We start from the raw sequence: 15,944 nt of genomic DNA, 5'->3' as shown, positions 1-15,944 counted from the left end.
CCCATTCGGGGACGCACCGACGACGACCATAGCCCGGACCCCGAACCGGCCCGACCGGCCTGTCGGCCACGAACCCCGGTCCGACTATCGCCCGAAATCGGGCACATCACCGGTTTCACGCCGTCCGAGAACTGCGGGCACCCGAGCCAGCAGCCGGCGCAACTCGCCGATACCTACCTCTCCTACCTCACCTTCGATCCGCTCCTCGATTCCGGCGATACGCTCCCCGGCCAGACGTAACGCCGCATGACCCGCGTCCGTGCACACCACCCGCCGGGCCCGCCGGTCGGCCGGGTCCACCTGCCGCCGCACCAGACCCGCGTGTTCCAGCTGACCGATCAGTTCCCCCATCGACTGCTGGGTCATCCCGGCCGCCTGCGCCAGTTCCCCCACCCGGGAGCCCGCCGGATCGAGGTACCGGAACACCACATAGTGCGCGGGACGCAGTTCCCCTGCCAGCCGGGCTCGCAGCTCGGTGTTCAGTTCATCCTCGACAGCCCGGGTGGCACGGCTGAGCAGCTTCAACAGGGACGAAGATTCGGGCGTTGACATTTTATGAAGGTAACCTTTCTAATTGATCCATGGAACCCCGGGTGCTCACCTTCCGCAACGGCCACCGCATCACCATGCTCGGCCAGGGCACCGACGATCGCGGCCCGTACCTGCGCCTGCGGCACGATCTCCGCGAACCGAACCGGCAGGCCGGACCCCATTGGCATCCGGTGCTCACCGAAGAATGGACCGTGCGCCGCGGCGCGGTGCGATTCCGGATCGATGGCCGCGAAATCCTGGCGGAACCGGGCGATACCGTTTCGGCACCCGCTCGCGCGGTGCACGAGTTCTGGAACGAGACCCCCGGAACCGTGCTCGACCATGAGGTCCGGCCGCCACTGCGGCACTGGAACATGTTCTCGTTGTGGAGCGCTCTGGACGAAGCGGGCGCCACCACTGATTCCGGGGTCCCGCGCAACCCCCTGGCACTCGCCCTGCTCTGGGAACTACAGGACGGCTACCTCGCCGGAATACCAGCCTGGCCGCAGCGCGCGGTATTGGGCAGCCTCGCCGCAATCGCCAGGCGAACCGGCTACGGCCGCCGGCTACTCGCCCCGGCCGCCAGTAACTGAACGGATGACCAACGGCCCCTGGCGGAACGCCGCCGGAATAACGCTAGGGTCTTGACCATGCACGCGTCCGATTCGCTGCCCGACGGTGCGGCACCGCCCCAGAGATCGCCGAATATCATCCGGCCACGGGACCACGCCTACCACCCGCGCTGACCCGCACGCCCGCACCGCGCCAGTAGTCGCGGGGCCCGAATCCGTCCGCCGCGCCACCCCAGGACCGACCGAGAACCGTATGCCCGCAGACCCGCCGCGCTTCCGCCCCAATCCGCGCCTCACACCGGTCCGCAGCACTTACCGGCTTCAGCTGCGACCGGACGGACTCACCTTCGCCCAGGCCGCGGCCATCGCGGAATACCTCCAGCAACTCGGGGTTTCGCATGTTTACCTGTCCCCGGTGATGACCGCCGTCCGCGGTTCGACCCACGGCTACGACGTCACCGACCCCACCACCGTCTCCCCTGCCCTCGGCGGCCCGGTCGGCTTGAAAGCCCTGGCCGACGAGGTACGCAACCGCGGTATGGGACTGCTCATGGATCTGGTGCCCAACCACGTGGGGGTCGCCGATCCGCAGCAGAACCCGTGGTGGTGGCATGTACTGCAGTTCGGTCGTAAATCCCAGTTCGCGCCGTTCTTCGATATCGACTGGAGCCCGGGCAACGGCGTCGGCGGCCGCCTGGCGCTACCGGTGCTGCGCAGCGAGAACGATCCCGCCGCCCTCAGCGTCGACCGGTCCGGACCTGAACCGCTACTGGCCCTGCACGATCTGCGCTTCCCGATCGCCCCCGGCACCGACGGCGACAATGCGCTGCGCATCCACGATAAACAGCATTATCGGCTGGTCAGCCGGAAGTCCGGGATCTGCGGTTATCGCCGCTATCTGGCGATCGACGGGTTGGCCGCGCTGCGCCAGGAAGACCCGCTCGTTTTCGATGCCACGCACCGCGAACTGGCGGCCTGGTGCGAACACGATCTCATCGACGGGGTCCGGGTGGACCACCCCGACGGGCTGACCGACCCGACGGATTACCTGCAGCGGCTCCGCGCACTGATCGGACCGAACCGGCTGCTGCTGGTGGAGAAGACCCTCGCCAACCGCGAACCCCTCGACCCCACGCTGCCGATCGACGGCACCACGGGTTACGACACCCTCGCCGATTTCGGTGGTGTCCTGCTCGAGCCCGCCGGAGAACCCGTCCTCACCGAGCTGTCCCGGCATATCACCGGCCACGGCAGCGACCGCGTATGGGTCGGGGAAAAAGAGCACCGCATCAAACGCGCGGTGGCCGAGAGTATCCTGCTGCCCGAAGTCCGCCGGTTGATCGCCGCGATCAAACAGGACGCGGGCGCCGAGGATTTCGACACCATGGCGCTCACCAATGCCACTATCGAGGTGCTGTCGTTCCTGCCCGTGGCGCGGGCCGACTACACACCGCTGGCCGGCATGATCAGCGCGGTGCTGGCCGAGGTCGAAAAACGCAACGCCGAACTACGCGCCCCGCTGTCCGTGCTGGCCACGGCGCTGACCCGCGGCGCCACCGGATGGACCCGATTCCACCAGGTGAGCACCGCTATCGGCGCGAAAGCCGTGGAGGACATCCTGTTCTACCGGGCGGTGCGGCTGGTATCGCTGCAGGAACTCGGTGGCAATCCGGCCCGGTTCGGCCGCACAGTCAACGAATTCCATCTCGCCAACGCGTCACGGGCGCTGCGCTGGCCCGCCTCGATGACGACCCTGTCCACGCACGACACCAAACGCGGCGAGGATGTGCGGGCCCGGATCGGGGTGCTGTCCCAGGTTCCGCGGATGTGGGCCCGTGCGGTGACGCTGTGGCTGGAGAAGCTGCCCCCACCGGACGGCGCCACCGCACTGTTCCTGTTGCAGAACATGTTCGGGATGTGGCCCGCCGACGGCCGGCCCGCGTCCTCGGTGCCCGGGCTGCGCGACCGAGTGCACCGTTTCGCCGAGAAGGCGATGCGGGAATCCGGTTTGCACACCGCCTGGGAAGAACCCGATCTGGAATTCGAGAACGCGGTGCACACCTGGCTCGACCAGGTCATCGACGGTCCAGTGGGCCGCCAGCTCACCGACCTCGCCCATGATCTCGCACCGCATGCCTGGTCGGATTCGCTGGCCCAGAAACTGCTGCAACTGTGCGCGCCCGGTATCCCGGATATCTATCAGGGCTGTGAGATCTGGGAAGACTCGCTGGTGGACCCGGACAATCGCCGTCCGGTGGACTTCGGGTCCCGGGCCGCCATGCTGCACACCCTCACCACCACACCGCCGCTGGATATCACCGGCGCGGCGAAGATGTGGATCGTGGCGTATGCCCTGTGGCTGCGCCGGGAGCGACCGGAATGTTTCGTCGGCGGCTCCTATACCCCGGTCTTCGGACACGGCGAGCACGCCGACAAACTGGTCGCCTACGGGCGCGGGCGGGTCGGCGCGGAACCGGAGATCATCGCGGCGGTGACACGGCACAGTGTGGCGATCGGTGAAACCGGCTGGGGCGATACCTATATCGATCTGCCGTCCGGTTCCTGGACCGACCGGCTCACCGGCCATACCTTCCAGAACCGCGCCCGGACCGAGAAGATTTTCGCCCGCCTGCCGGTCGCGCTCCTGGTCCGCTGAGGATCGCCCGGACCGCGGGGCCGATCAGACTCCGGTTATCCGCGGGGCCGGGCTCTGCGCCTCCAGCAGGAAGGCAAGTTCCAGCAGGGTCCGTTCGTCGCCGTAGGCGCCGCTGAGCATCACCCCGACCGGCAGACCCGCGTCGGTGAGCCCCGCCGGAACCGCGATCGACGGCGAGCCGGTGACATTGTTGATCGGCGTATAGCCCACGAAATTCGTGACCCGCTCCAGCAATTCGCCGAACGGCACGCCCGGCCGCAGATAGCCCAGCTCCGGGGTGGTGTGGGTGACCACCGGGGACAGGATCGCGTCGTAGCGGGTGAGCACCTGGTCGTAATCGGCGCGTGCCTTGTTCAGCCGGTACAGCGCACCCGGAGTGGCCAGGAGCTGCCGGCGGAAAAAGGCGGCGAGCCCCTTGGTGAAGGCGTCCAGACGCGCGGCCTCGAAGCTCCGCCCGTGGCTGAGTTTGCCGGTGACCCCGGACATCTGTGCCAGGAACCCCCAGTACCGCAGGAAATCGCGGACCAGGCTCGGCGCGACCGGCGAGGCCATCGGCTCTACGGAATGCCCCGAATCTTCGAGGAGCGCGGCAGTTCTCTCGACCGCGGCGACGGTCGCGGTATCGGGTTCCAGCCCATTGCACGCCGTGGTGAGCAACCCGATCCGCAGTTTCCGTGCCGACGGACCCTCTACCGTGCCGATGGGCGGGAGTTTCGGGTTGCGCCAATAGTTTTCGGCGGCCGCGTGATAGGCGGCCTGGTCCCGTACCGTCCGGGTCAGCACACCTTCGGAGACGAGTTTTATCGGCAGCTGCCGCGCCTGCGCGTTGTCCAGGTGGCGGAAACGGCTGGGTTTCAACGACACCAGCCCGGCGCACGCCGCCGGTATCCGTAAGGAGCCGCCGCCGTCGTTACCGTGCGCCACCGGCACCACGCCCGCCGCGACCATGGCCGCCGATCCGCCCGACGAACCGCCGACGGTGTATTCGGTGTTCCACGGATTGCGAGTGGGATCGCTGTGCTCGAATTCCGTGGTGGAGGTGAAACCGAACTCGGGCAGGGTGGTTTTCCCGAGCACGGTCACGCCGGTACTGAGCAGTTGCGCGGTGAACGGGCCGTCCTTGCCCGCCGGATGCGGGGTGATGGCGGCACTGCCGTGGCAGGTGGGCAGTCCCGCGATATCGGCATTGTCCTTGACGAAGGCCGGAACTCCGTACCACGCCCCCGAATCACCCGCCGCGTGCCGCGGCTCGGGGCAGCGGTACGCGATGGCGTTCAGCTGCGGATTCACCGCTTCGGCCCGCGCCAGTGCCGCCGCGGCCGCTTCCTCCGGACGCACCGCGCCGGAGCGGATCAGTTCCGCCAGCGCAACAGCATCGTGTTCGCCGAGTGCGTCGTCGGTGAAGGCATGTACTCGATCGCTCATCTGTCGGCTCGCGTGTACCTCGGGGCTCGGATACCTCTACCCGGACCAAGTGGACATATGTTCAGCTCGGCCCAGCGTAGTACGCGAGCGATCTACGCGACGGCGGACCGGGCGGCCCGAACCCTATCGCGCGGTGCGCAACCACCCCAGCGTCCACAACACCGCACCCACGCCGGAGCCCAGCAGCACACCCGCCTGCGGCGAACCGAATACCAGCGCCGCGACCACGAGGGCCAGCAGACCCACCCCCAGCGCCTCCAGCTTGTACACCGGCCAGCGCGACCCCGCGATATCGACCTCCGCCCCGGCACGCACGGCGCCGCGAGTTTCGAGAGTATGCGATGCGGTCATGCGATCAGGCTACCCGTGGACCCTGTATTCGGTCCATCGAACTTTTGTCTTTCCGCGCACATATCCCGCCCGCCCGGAACCGCCGCCGACCGGCGGCCGGGAACAATCGCCCGGACCCGGCGCGTTTCCGGGGGTATGCCATTGACTGGAGAATACGCACCGTCCACATCCGATTGGGCCCGTGAGCAGGCCGAGAAGATCGAGAAGTCGGGGGGCACCGAGGGCACCACCATGCAGGGCATGCCCGTGGTGGTACTGACGACCGTCGGGAACAAGTCCGGAAAACTCCGCAAGACCGCCCTCATGCGGGTCGAGCACGACGGCGAGTACGCGGTCGTCGCCTCCCTGGGTGGCGCGCCGAAGCATCCCGTCTGGTACTACAACGTGGTCGCGCACCCGCATGTGGAATTGCAGGACGGCACGGTCACCAAGGACTACACCGCACGTGAGGTGACCGGCGAGGAAAAGGCCGTCTGGTGGGAACGTGCGGTGGCCGCGTACCCGCCCTACGCCGATTATCAGACCAAGACCGACCGGCAGATCCCGGTCTTCGTGCTGAGCCCCCGGTGAAATATCCGGCGCCTGCCGTCGTGAAGTGAACGTAATCCCAGCACAGACCACCCGCCGCAGTCCACGACCGCACCGGGTGGCAGCATGGAGCGGGTGTCCGATGTGCTGACTCACCTGCCCGAAGCCCGTCCCGCGCTGACCGCGGACGAGATCGACGCCGCAGCCAAGCGCATCGCCGATATTATCGAGCCGACTCCCCTACAGCTGTGCCCCCGCCTGTCCCAGCTCACCGGCGCGCAGGTGTATCTCAAGCGCGAGGATCTCACGGTCGTGCGGTCCTATAAGTTGCGCGGCGCCTACAACCTGGTTGTGCAGCTCAGCGAGCCCGAGCGGGCCGCGGGTGTGGTCACCGCGAGCGCGGGCAATCACGCCCAGGGCGTGGCGTTCGCCTGCCGCGCCATGGGGATAAGCGGCCGTATCTACGTCCCGACCACCACTCCCAAACAGAAGCGCGACCGCATCCGGGTGCACGGAGGCGAGTTCGTGGAACTCATCGCGGTCGGTGAGACCTTCGATGCCGCTGCCGCCGCCGCGGCCGCCGATGTCCGGCGCAGCGGCGCCACCATGGTTCCCCCGTTCGACGACACCCGCACCGCGGCGGGCCAGGGCACCATCGCGGCGGAGATCCTGGATCAGCTCGATACGCGGCCAGATCTCGTGGTCGTCCCGGTCGGCGGCGGCGGATGCCTTGCCGGAATCGGCACCTACCTGCGCGAACGTTCACCAGAGACCGGAATCCTCGGCGTCGAACCCGCCGGCGCCGCGTCGATGACCGCGGCCCTGGTCGCGGGATCGCCGGTCACCCTGCCCGAGGTCGACCCGTTCGTCGACGGTGCCGCGGTCCGCCGGATCGGCAAGGTCCCCTTCGACGCGGTATCGGAATTCGGCGGCCGGGTCGTCTCACACGCCTCGCTGCCGTTGCTCACCGCCACCGATTCCCCGCACGGCGCGGGAGCGTTCCGGCTGCTGCGGGTGGACGAGGGCGCCGTGTGCACGGCCATGCTGGACCTCTACCAGAACGAGGGGATCATCGCCGAACCCGCCGGCGCGCTCGCGGTGACCGCCCTGCTCGAGGCCACCCCGGAACCCGGTTCTACGGTTGTCTGCCTGGTGTCCGGCGGCAACAACGATGTGTCCCGCTATGGCGAGGTGATCGAACGGTCCCTGGTACACCAGGGTCTCAAACACTATTTCCTGGTGGACTTCCCCCAGGAACCCGGTGCGTTGCGGCGCTTCCTCAACGAGGTACTCGGCCCCGACGACGACATCACCCTGTTCGAATACGTCAAACGCAACAACCGGGAAACCGGTGCCGCGCTGGTGGGTGTGGAACTGGGCGAACGCAGCGGGCTGCAACCGCTGCTGGACCGGATCGCGCGGTCGCCCATCCAGTGCGAACGGCTGGAACCGGGCTCGCCGGCCTACCGCTACCTGACCTGATCGGTCAGGCGGCGGCCTCCCGGGGCGCGCTACGAGTGATCCGGCGCGCCGACCGGGCTCCGGCCATGACCAGCGGCAGCAGCCAGGCGAATGCGGGTTGGTCCACGGCCAGCGCGTCCAGCGACAGCCGGTTGTGGGTGAACCCCACCGAGATACCGCTGTCCGGATCGGCCCAGCCGAACGACCCGCCCAGACCGATATGCCCGAATCCGCGGGGCGCACCGACCGTCGGCATCGAGTGGTAACCCAGATGCCACAGCGGACCCATATAGAGGAACAGGCCGGTATCCGGCCGGTACCGTTCGATCCGGCGGATGGCATGCATGGTGGCCCCGGACAGGTACCGTTTCCCGCCGGCCATACCGTCACAGGCCAGCGGCTCGTACATGGCGGCCAGGCCGTTGGCGGTGCATACGCCGTTGGCGGCGGGCATCTCGCTGTCCAATATCGGCGGGTTCGGGCCGGCCAGTATCGCTTCCGCCCCGGGGAGGAACATCGACCGGCTGCTCACGCCGAGCACACCCGGGATACTCTGCAGCAGCGTCACCAGACGCGCTCCGCGCGGTGTGCCGGCGAATGCGAACCCGGACCCGAAACTCTCCGCGGCCAGGGTCACCGATCCCACGGGCGGCCGTCCCAGGTGGATACCCTCGATACCGAGCGGTTCCGCGACTTCCTGTATGAACAGCTCCTTCATACTGGAACCGGTGATGGCCCGGGTCATCCCGGCGAGCAGCCAGCCGTAGGTCATCGCGTGATAGGCGGGGACGCCGAGCAACCGGTCAGGAGTGGCGGCGGCCAGCCGCTGCGCCATGAGCTCGTGATCGAGCAGTTCCGAACCGTGCGCGGCCAGCGTTCCCACCCCGGACAATCCCGCCGAATGCGTGAGTATCTGGCGGACGGTGATGCAATCCTTTTTGTTGCAGCCGAACTCGGGCCAGTACTCCGCGACCGGGGCGTCGTAGTCGATCAGCCCGCGGTCGGCGAGCCGGTGCACAACCGTCGACGCGATCGCCTTGGTCGCCGAAAAGACCATGGCACCGGTATCGCGGGACCACGGTCGTTCGGGCGCGGACTCGCCGGTCCAGATATCGAGAATCGGTTCCCCGTGCCGGTAGACCGCCAGCGCCGCCCCGACACCCTTCCGGCCACCGTAGACCCGGGTGAAGGCGGACGTCAGCCGCCGAAACTCTGCTCCGGCGGTGCCGGAATAAGCGACGCTGCTCATCCTTACACAGTAAGGTCATCGGCATGTTCCGGCAACGCCGTCCCGGACGGTAGGCGCGGCGGCGATCGAACGCACGGGTGTTCACCTGATCTTGTGAGCTCAGTCGCGGGTTCCTCCGGGCTACACCCGAATGTAATTGTCCGGGACACTCCGGGCCCCAACAGCGGCCCCACCGGCAGCGATATCCCGTTTCCGACGGGCTTCATCTCGAGGTGGCCGCCGGCCGAGCCCGGACAAGAAAGAGATAATTCCCGATCGAGGAAACGAAATAGTCACCGGCGAGCGGCGAAAAGATTCCGGAAAGTTTCTTTCCGTAAATATCGAAGACACTCGATAAACGTCCGACACGGCATATTTCTCGAAACGAATATTTACGCGGATATAGTGGCCGCATGACCTCATTGGAACCGCCGATCGTGCGGGACCAGGTGCGCGACGATGCGCTCCCGGTCGCCGACGCGACCCTCTACGCCGGCTGGTTTTCCTGCTTGGCCGACCCCACCCGGGTCCGGTTGCTGCACCAGGTCGCCACGAGTCACGCCGGAATCCATATCGGCGAGATCGCCGAAGCACTCGGTATCGGTCAGCCGACCGTCTCCCACCACGTCCGCAAACTCGCCGATGCCGGGTTCGTCACGGTGCACAAGGAGGGCACCGCGACGCTCGTCACCGTCAACCCCGATCGATGCACCGAACTCCCCCATACCGCCGATGCGGTGATGGGGATCCTGACCCCGCAGCCCCTGTGCCCCGAGGATCCACCGCAGGATGTGACGGTACGTGCCATGACCGGCGACGACTGGGCCCCTGTCCGCGCCATCTACGCGGCCCGCGGCACCTCCAATCCGGCGGTCGTCGCCGCCGACGCCCCCAGCCGCGAAGTGCTGGACAGTGAGTGGCTGCCCGGCCACCGGTGGGTCGCCGAGATCGGCGGGCGGGTCGCCGGGTGGGCCGCTCTCACCCCGGTATCCGGCCACGAGTTCTACCGCGATATCGCCGACAGTTGCGTTATGGTCGCCGACGAACTGGAAGGCCGGGGTATCGGTACGGCGCTCCTGCGCCGGCAGGTGATGGCGGCCGAGGACGCGGGTCTGCGTACGCTGCAGACCACGCTGTTCCCGGAGGACCGGACCGGTATCTCGGTTCATCACGCGGCCGGATTCCGCACGGTCGGTATCCGGGAGCGGATCGGCCGTTTCGAAGGGCGCTGGCGCGATGCGGTGCTGCTGGAGCGCCGCAGCCCCCTCAACTGACCGGCAGGGGCGTTTCAGGGGCCCGTCCGCACCGGACGAAGGTTCACCTTCAACCACAACGTCGACAGCCCGCAGGCCACACACAGCACCGCCGCTCCCGCGGCGAACCACCCGGCGAGACCGAGTCCACGCAGGCCGTGGTCGCCGTAGGCCGACAGCGGATACACCCCCGCGAACAGCATGGCCACCGTTCCGAACAGCGAAACCAGCGAAGTCGGCAACCACCGCATCCACCGGAACGGGCGCACGATCTCCGACGGGGCGGCACCGGAGAAGACCAGCCCGACCCGATACCAGGCGATGCTGTTCAGCACCAGGACAACAGTGTCGAGCAGCAACGCGCACAACGCGACAGCCCACGCGCCCAGCGGCGGATCTCCGGCCGGTGGCGACGCGGCGGCCGTGACCATCGCGCAGATCGTGAGCACCACCCCGAGCACCGCGAGCGCCGTCCAGAAAACCGACCACTTCCAGCGGGCCGCGGCCAGCGCGGCCGTCGCCGCCCGTTCCTCGGCGGTGCACGCTTCGTACCACCCCGGTGCACCGGCGGAAATCTTCATAGAACTGCCCCGTACCCAGTCGATCCTGATCCAACATGCCGCGCGGCCCGGCCATCGGCCCGCCTGCCCGGGCAACTCTATCCACGCGGGCCGCGCCCCACCTCCCCCTGAGTGCCCGCACCGATCCCGCGAGCGATTCGGCTCGCGCTGAGCAGAACACGGGTGTCCGCGGGAAACCCGCAGCTGGGCCGTGGAAGGCCCCGGATCACAGAAGCGTGGGCACACGACCGCTGGTGCCCGATCCCGGCCGTACCGGGGTTTAGGGTTGTCGATCATGGCCCGACTGCCCGCTCCGCGGTCCCGTGCGCTGCTCGCGGCGCTGCTGCTCGCCGTCGCCCTCCTGGCGGCAGCGTGCGGTGGTGGCGACAGCGGCGATACCGCCGCCCGTGACCTGTGCGCACCCCCCGGACCCGAAGCGGCCTCGGCGGCGCCGGATAAATTGAGCGCGCCGGGTGGCGGGTCCGAGGACCGGTTCACCACCCCGGCCACCGTTCCGGTCGAGTCGGTGGATATCTCCCGCCTGGGCTTGATCCAGCCCGGGGTGCTGAGCGTGGGCACGCTCTCGGACGCACCACCGAGTATCTGCGTGAATTCGGGGGGAACGTTCACCGGGTTCGATAACGAACTGCTGCGCGCGGTGGCGGCGAAACTCGGATTACAGGTGAAATTCTCCGGTACCGAATTCGCCGGACTGCTGGCCCAGGTCGCCGGTAAACGGTTCGATGCCGGTTCGTCCAATATCACCACCACCGATGACCGGCGTCGGCAGGTCGGCTTCACCAACGGCTACGATTTCGGCTACTTCTCCCTGGTCGTCAAGGACGGAAGCCCGGTGCGGGGGTTCGGCGATCTGGGTCCCGGATCGCGGGTCGCGGTGGTGCAGGGCACCGTTCAGGACGAGTACGTGGTCAACGAACTGGGCCTGGACCCGGTGAAATTCCCGGACTACAACACGGCCTACGCGAATGTGAAGACCGGCCAGGTCGACGCCTGGGTCGCGCCGTCGGCGCAGGCCGAGGGCGCGATCGCACCGGGTGACGCCACCTCCGTGGTCGAGAACTCGTTCAGCCTGGACAATTTCGCCGCCTGGGCGGTCGCGAAAGACAATCAGCCGTTGATCGACGCGCTCAACGCCGGCCTGGACGCGGTCATCGCCGACGGCACCTACGCCCGCCTCTACAGCGACTGGGTGCCCCGCGAACTCCCGCCCGGCTGGAAGCCCGGGTCCAGGGCGGCGCCGGCCCCGCAACTTCCGGATTTCGCGGCCATAGCCGCCGAACGCGGACCGCAGGCGCAGGCGCAGCAGGCACCGAAGTCCACCCTGGAGCAATTGCGCGACACCTTCTTCGACTGGTCGCTGTACCGGCAGGCGTTCCCGGATCTGATCAAGACCGGGCTGCCCAACACCTTGATCCTCGCCGTGGTCTCCGGGGTGCTGGGTACCGCGATCGGCATGCTGCTGGCGGTCGCCGGAATCTCGCGAACGCGATGGTTGCGCTGGCCGGCCCGCGTCTACACCGATATCTTCCGCGGACTGCCCGCGGTGGTCATCATCCTGATCGTCGGTCTCGGTATCGGCCCGGTGGCCAGCGGGATCACCGGCAACAACCCCTACTGGCTCGGCGCGGTCGCGCTGGCGCTGCTCGCCTCGGCCTATATCGGTGAGATCTTCCGTTCCGGTATCCAATCGGTGGAGCCCGGCCAATTGGAGGCCGCGCGCGCGATCGGTTTCGGCTACCGGCAGGCGATGACGCTGGTGGTGATACCGCAGGGGGTACGCCGGGTGCTACCCGCCCTGATGAACCAGTTCATCGCGTTGATCAAGGATTCCTCGCTGATCTACTTCCTGGGCCTGCTCGCGACCCAGCGCGAACTGTTCGCCGTGGGACGCGACCTGAACGCCCAGACCGGGAACCTGTCCCCGCTGGTCGCGGCCGGTCTGGTCTATCTGCTGCTGACCATTCCGCTGACGCATCTGGTGAACTACATCGACCATCGCATGCGCACCGGACGACCCGATCAACCGATCGACCCCGTCGAGCAGTCGACCATCACGGAAGGACGGGGATAACCGATGAGCGCCTCACTGACCGGTACCGGACTGCATCTGCGGCTCGGCAACAACGAGATCCTGCGGGGCGTGGACATTCACGTGGACGCGGGAAAGACGACCACCGTGATCGGCCCGTCGGGTTCGGGTAAGTCCACCCTGCTGCGGGTGCTGAACCGGCTGTACGAACCGGATACCGGCGATATCCTGCTCGACGGCGAATCGGTGCTCGCCGAGCACCCGGATCGGTTGCGCCAGCGCATCGGAATGGTCTTCCAGCAGTTCAACCTTTTCCCCCATCGGACGGTCGCCGACAATATCGCGCTGGGGCCGCGCAAACTGCGCGGGCTGAGCAAGGATGAGTCTCGGGCGCTGGCGCTGGAACAGCTCGAGGTGGTCGGCCTCACCGGTAAAGCCGACTCCCGGCCGGCCAATCTCTCCGGCGGACAACAACAACGGGTGGCGATCGCGCGGGCCCTGGCGATGAAACCCGACATCATGTTCTTCGACGAAGCCACCTCGGCCCTGGACCCGGAACTGGTCAAAGGTGTCCTGGCCTTGATGTCCGATCTCGCCGCGGGCGGTATGTCGATGATCGTGGTGACCCACGAAATGGGTTTCGCGCGCAGCGTTTCCGATCATGTGGTGTTCATGGACGCCGGCCAGGTGGTGGAATCGGGCAGCCCCGACGCCCTTTTCGACAAGGCCGGAACACCGCGGCTGCGCCGCTTCCTCGACCAAGTGTTGTAGCCGCGACCGGTGACGACGGGACGACGGGCACGTGCTCGGCGTAGGGTCGGCCGGAGCGCGCGTGACAAGCCGGTGATATCGGCGGGTGGAGGGCATTTTTCCGGTGCAGTGGCCATACTTGGTGCCATGAGCGCGGAGCAGAACCCCTACGGCACCCCGAGCACCTCCGGACCTCAGGAGCCCGGCGCATCGCAGGAACGGACCAACCGGGTCGTGCGCACGCTGTTGCGGATCCCGGGCATCTCGGCGCTGATGGGAAAACGGTTGATGACGCTGCACGTCGTGGGCCGGAAATCGGGCCGGACCTATGATATTCCGGTCGCGTACACGAAACACGGCTCTGAATTGCTGATCGGCACCGCCCTGCGCCCGTGGGTGAAGAACCTGGCCCCGGGCACCCCGCTCACCATCACCCGCGGCGGGCGGCCCGAACAGTTCTATCCGATCGTGCACACCGCGGAGGAGGACGTGATGCGGTTGTTCGCACTCGTCGCCCGGGACAACAAGACCAACGCCCGGTACAACGGTATCGGTTTCGACTCGGCGGGTGAGCCGAACAAGGCCGATCTCTACCAGACCTGGCAGCAGGGCGGCGTCGTGATCGAACTGCGCCCCGTATAACGACCCGGTTCAGCGCTGACGCCAGCTCAGCGGGCCGGGCAGATCGACACTGTTCTTCTTGGTCCGGGAGTTCCACGACCACGGGCCGATCTTTATCCCCCAGGACGACATACCCGATTGGGTGAAATTGAATTTCAGCGGTCCGAAGGATGTGCGTTTACGGAACCTGATGGGCATGACCGGCCTCCCTGACTCGGCCCCAGAATAGCGGATCCGGGTATTCACCCATGGCTTTCGATCCCGCCGGGTGGAAGAGTGGGGAACGTGGGAATGTACCGGGATCACATCGTGCCCCGCATCGTGAACGTGGCCTGCGGGATGAAGCAGAACGAGCCGTTGCGTGAGCGGGTGTGCGCGGGGTTGTCCGGTCGCGTGGTCGAACTCGGCTTCGGGTCCGGGCTCAACGTGCCGTTCTATCCCGCGGGCATCACCTCGGTGAGCGCCGTCGAACCGGCCGACCTGGGCTGGAAGCTGGCAGCCGGGCGATTGGCCGGAGCCCGGGTACCTGTCGAACGAGCCGGTCTGGACGGGCAACGGTTACCGTTCCCGGCCGATAGTTTCGATACCGCGCTGTCGACCTGGACCATGTGCACCATTCCCGATATCGACGCCGCCCTCGCCGAACTGCGCCGCGTTCTGGTGCCCGGCGGAAGCCTGCATTTCGTCGAACACGGGCTCGCCCCGGAGCCCGGTGTCCAGCGCTGGCAACACCGTCTCGACCCGCTCCAGCAGCGCATCGCGGGCGGCTGCCATCTGAACCGGGATATCGCCGCCATCATCCGGTCCAGCGGATTCGAGATCCGCGATCTGGAGGTCGTCCGGGGAAAGGGACCCGCGTTCATCGACACCCAATCCATCGGCGTCGCCACAACTCCCTGAGCCCAGGTCGCGCGCCCTCCCCGGGCCCGGGTCGCTGCTCCCCGAGCCGGATTGCACGGCTCGTCGACCCCGCGTGCGTGGTTCCCTGAGCCCGGCAGGCCGCCGGTCCCGCGCACCGGGGACGGAACCATTGGGCGATCGGGGGCGTCGAAGGTAGAAAGAACCCGGCGTGGAAACAGGAAGGGCGAGGCGATGGGCGACGACGATCGCGCTGCTACGCAGGCAGCCAGCGAGGTGCTACGGGAGAGCGTGGACGAACTCCTGGTCACGTTCGAACGGCAGCGAGCGGAAATGGCGGAGGTGGGGCGGCGGCTCGCCGCCACCACGGTGACGGCGTGGTCGTCGGACAATCTGGTCCGCGTGGACGCGAACACCGCCGGTATCCCCGTGGACGTGCATCTGACGGCGGAGGCGTTCAAACGGTCGACACCCGAAAAACTCGGGCGTTCGATCCTGGAGGCGGTGCAGAAAGCGGCCCGGCAGGCCGGCGAGGTCTCCCAGCAGGCGTGGGCGCCGGTCGCGGCACTGGCCGGCGACGTACCCGATCTGCCCGATATCGCGCCCGGGATGCCGAGTATCAAATCCCTGGTGGACACGCTGTTTCCCGACCCCGTCACCGAGCCCGCCCCGGCGGAGCCGATGAACGACGAGGACGAAGACGAGTACTTCCGCAACCGCAGCTATCTGGACGGTGGGAAATGACCGATATCAAGGTCGACGAGGAAGCCCTGCAGGCGGCCCGCCCCGCCATCGCCGAGGTCGCCGACCAGGTGGCCGACGCGGTGAACGCCGCGCTCGAGGTGATCAACGCCGAAGGCGAATGCTGGGGCGGGGACGAAATCGGCCAGAAATTCGCCGAAACGTACAAGCCCGGAGCCGAGGAAGGACTCACCGGCCTGAACCTGCTGAACCAGGCGGTCAACGGAGTCGGTGACGGCCTGGGCGCCGTCGCCACCGACTTCGGCAACCAGGACGAATCGAACGCCTCGGCGCTGGGCGCCGCCGCCCCGCAGTAACCGGAGGCGGTACCGCGCTCCGGAGCGGGCGCACGAGTCCCG

17 protein-coding genes are annotated in these 15,944 nt (G+C 67.6%); 11 read left to right on the top strand and 6 right to left on the bottom strand.

From position 1 onward, the window contains the following. Positions 1–84: 84 nt before the first annotated feature. Positions 85–552, bottom strand: coding sequence for a MarR family transcriptional regulator (locus ABZ827_RS12465; protein WP_357236317.1), 468 nt, complete (start codon positions 550–552; stop codon positions 85–87). 29 nt (positions 553–581) lie between these two features. Between ABZ827_RS12465 and ABZ827_RS12460 the strand changes: the two genes are divergently transcribed. Continuing rightward, a complete protein-coding gene (locus tag ABZ827_RS12460; RefSeq protein ID WP_357236315.1) occupies positions 582–1,124 on the top strand; it encodes a cupin domain-containing protein in 543 nt (180 codons plus the stop codon). Positions 1,125–1,356: 232 nt separating this feature from the next. After that, complete coding sequence (treY, locus tag ABZ827_RS12455; RefSeq protein ID WP_357236313.1) at positions 1,357–3,759, top strand: malto-oligosyltrehalose synthase; 2,403 nt, start codon at positions 1,357–1,359, stop codon at positions 3,757–3,759. 24 nt (positions 3,760–3,783) lie between these two features. Here the strand turns inward: treY and ABZ827_RS12450 are convergent, their stop codons facing one another. Together ABZ827_RS12450 and ABZ827_RS12445 are read right to left on the bottom strand one after the other, a co-directional pair. Beyond that, positions 3,784–5,184, bottom strand: a complete 1,401-nt coding sequence (locus ABZ827_RS12450; protein ID WP_357236311.1) for an amidase — start codon at positions 5,182–5,184, stop codon at positions 3,784–3,786. A 123-nt stretch (positions 5,185–5,307) separates the two neighbouring features. Then, on the bottom strand, positions 5,308–5,535 hold the full coding sequence (locus ABZ827_RS12445) for a hypothetical protein (protein ID WP_357236309.1): 228 nt from the start codon (positions 5,533–5,535) through the stop codon (positions 5,308–5,310). Between the two features lie 135 nt (positions 5,536–5,670). On the opposite strand from ABZ827_RS12445, the gene ABZ827_RS12440 reads away from it, so the two are divergent. After that, complete coding sequence (locus ABZ827_RS12440) at positions 5,671–6,105, top strand: nitroreductase family deazaflavin-dependent oxidoreductase (protein ID WP_357236307.1); 435 nt, start codon at positions 5,671–5,673, stop codon at positions 6,103–6,105. Between the two features lie 84 nt (positions 6,106–6,189). Then, positions 6,190–7,545, top strand: a complete 1,356-nt coding sequence (gene ilvA, locus ABZ827_RS12435; RefSeq protein WP_357236306.1) for a threonine ammonia-lyase IlvA — start codon at positions 6,190–6,192, stop codon at positions 7,543–7,545. A 4-nt stretch (positions 7,546–7,549) separates the two neighbouring features. Here ilvA and ABZ827_RS12430 read toward each other — a convergent pair whose 3' ends face one another. Next, complete coding sequence (locus tag ABZ827_RS12430) at positions 7,550–8,773, bottom strand: serine hydrolase domain-containing protein (protein ID WP_357236305.1); 1,224 nt, start codon at positions 8,771–8,773, stop codon at positions 7,550–7,552. Between the two features lie 392 nt (positions 8,774–9,165). On the opposite strand from ABZ827_RS12430, the gene ABZ827_RS12425 reads away from it, so the two are divergent. Continuing rightward, the gene (locus ABZ827_RS12425) at positions 9,166–10,026 is read left to right on the top strand and encodes a metalloregulator ArsR/SmtB family transcription factor (protein WP_357236303.1); all 861 of its coding nucleotides are present in this window, start codon (positions 9,166–9,168) and stop codon (positions 10,024–10,026) included. A gap of 14 nt (positions 10,027–10,040) precedes the next feature. Here ABZ827_RS12425 and ABZ827_RS12420 read toward each other — a convergent pair whose 3' ends face one another. Beyond that, positions 10,041–10,586: a hypothetical protein gene (locus tag ABZ827_RS12420; protein WP_357236301.1), complete on the bottom strand. Its 546-nt coding sequence runs from the start codon at positions 10,584–10,586 to the stop codon at positions 10,041–10,043. A 274-nt stretch (positions 10,587–10,860) separates the two neighbouring features. Here ABZ827_RS12420 and ABZ827_RS12415 point away from each other — a divergent pair, with 274 nt between their 5' ends. From ABZ827_RS12415 to ABZ827_RS12405, 3 genes are all read left to right on the top strand, one after another. Further along, positions 10,861–12,657: an ABC transporter substrate-binding protein/permease gene (locus ABZ827_RS12415; protein WP_357236299.1), complete on the top strand. Its 1,797-nt coding sequence runs from the start codon at positions 10,861–10,863 to the stop codon at positions 12,655–12,657. 3 nt (positions 12,658–12,660) lie between these two features. After that, entirely contained in the window at positions 12,661–13,386 is a 726-nt protein-coding gene (locus ABZ827_RS12410; protein WP_357236297.1) for an amino acid ABC transporter ATP-binding protein, read from the top strand. A 126-nt stretch (positions 13,387–13,512) separates the two neighbouring features. Continuing rightward, positions 13,513–14,007 (top strand): hypothetical protein, encoded by a 495-nt coding sequence (locus ABZ827_RS12405; protein ID WP_357236296.1) that lies wholly within the window; start codon positions 13,513–13,515, stop codon positions 14,005–14,007. Between the two features lie 9 nt (positions 14,008–14,016). On the opposite strand, the gene ABZ827_RS12400 is transcribed toward ABZ827_RS12405, so the two are convergent. After that, positions 14,017–14,184: a DUF4236 domain-containing protein gene (locus ABZ827_RS12400; RefSeq protein ID WP_081595447.1), complete on the bottom strand. Its 168-nt coding sequence runs from the start codon at positions 14,182–14,184 to the stop codon at positions 14,017–14,019. A gap of 87 nt (positions 14,185–14,271) precedes the next feature. Between ABZ827_RS12400 and ABZ827_RS12395 the strand changes: the two genes are divergently transcribed. The 3 genes from ABZ827_RS12395 (at position 14,272) to ABZ827_RS12385 (ending at position 15,902) form a co-directional block, all read left to right on the top strand. Continuing rightward, positions 14,272–14,886 carry a class I SAM-dependent methyltransferase gene (locus tag ABZ827_RS12395; RefSeq protein WP_357236651.1) on the top strand — a complete coding sequence of 205 codons (615 nt, stop codon included), beginning with the start codon at positions 14,272–14,274 and terminating at the stop codon, positions 14,884–14,886. 192 nt (positions 14,887–15,078) lie between these two features. Then, on the top strand, positions 15,079–15,588 hold the full coding sequence (locus ABZ827_RS12390; protein WP_357236293.1) for a YbaB/EbfC family nucleoid-associated protein: 510 nt from the start codon (positions 15,079–15,081) through the stop codon (positions 15,586–15,588). After that, positions 15,585–15,902 carry a hypothetical protein gene (locus ABZ827_RS12385; RefSeq protein ID WP_357236291.1) on the top strand — a complete coding sequence of 106 codons (318 nt, stop codon included), beginning with the start codon at positions 15,585–15,587 and terminating at the stop codon, positions 15,900–15,902. Before ABZ827_RS12390 ends, ABZ827_RS12385 begins: the two co-directional genes overlap by 4 nt. Positions 15,903–15,944: the final 42 nt, after the last annotated feature.

Origin of the sequence: Nocardia sp. NPDC019395 (assembly GCF_040632335.1) — a bacterium.
Taxonomy (GTDB): Bacteria; Actinomycetota; Actinomycetes; order Mycobacteriales; family Mycobacteriaceae; genus Nocardia.
This window is presented reverse-complemented; position numbering and strand designations above follow the sequence as displayed.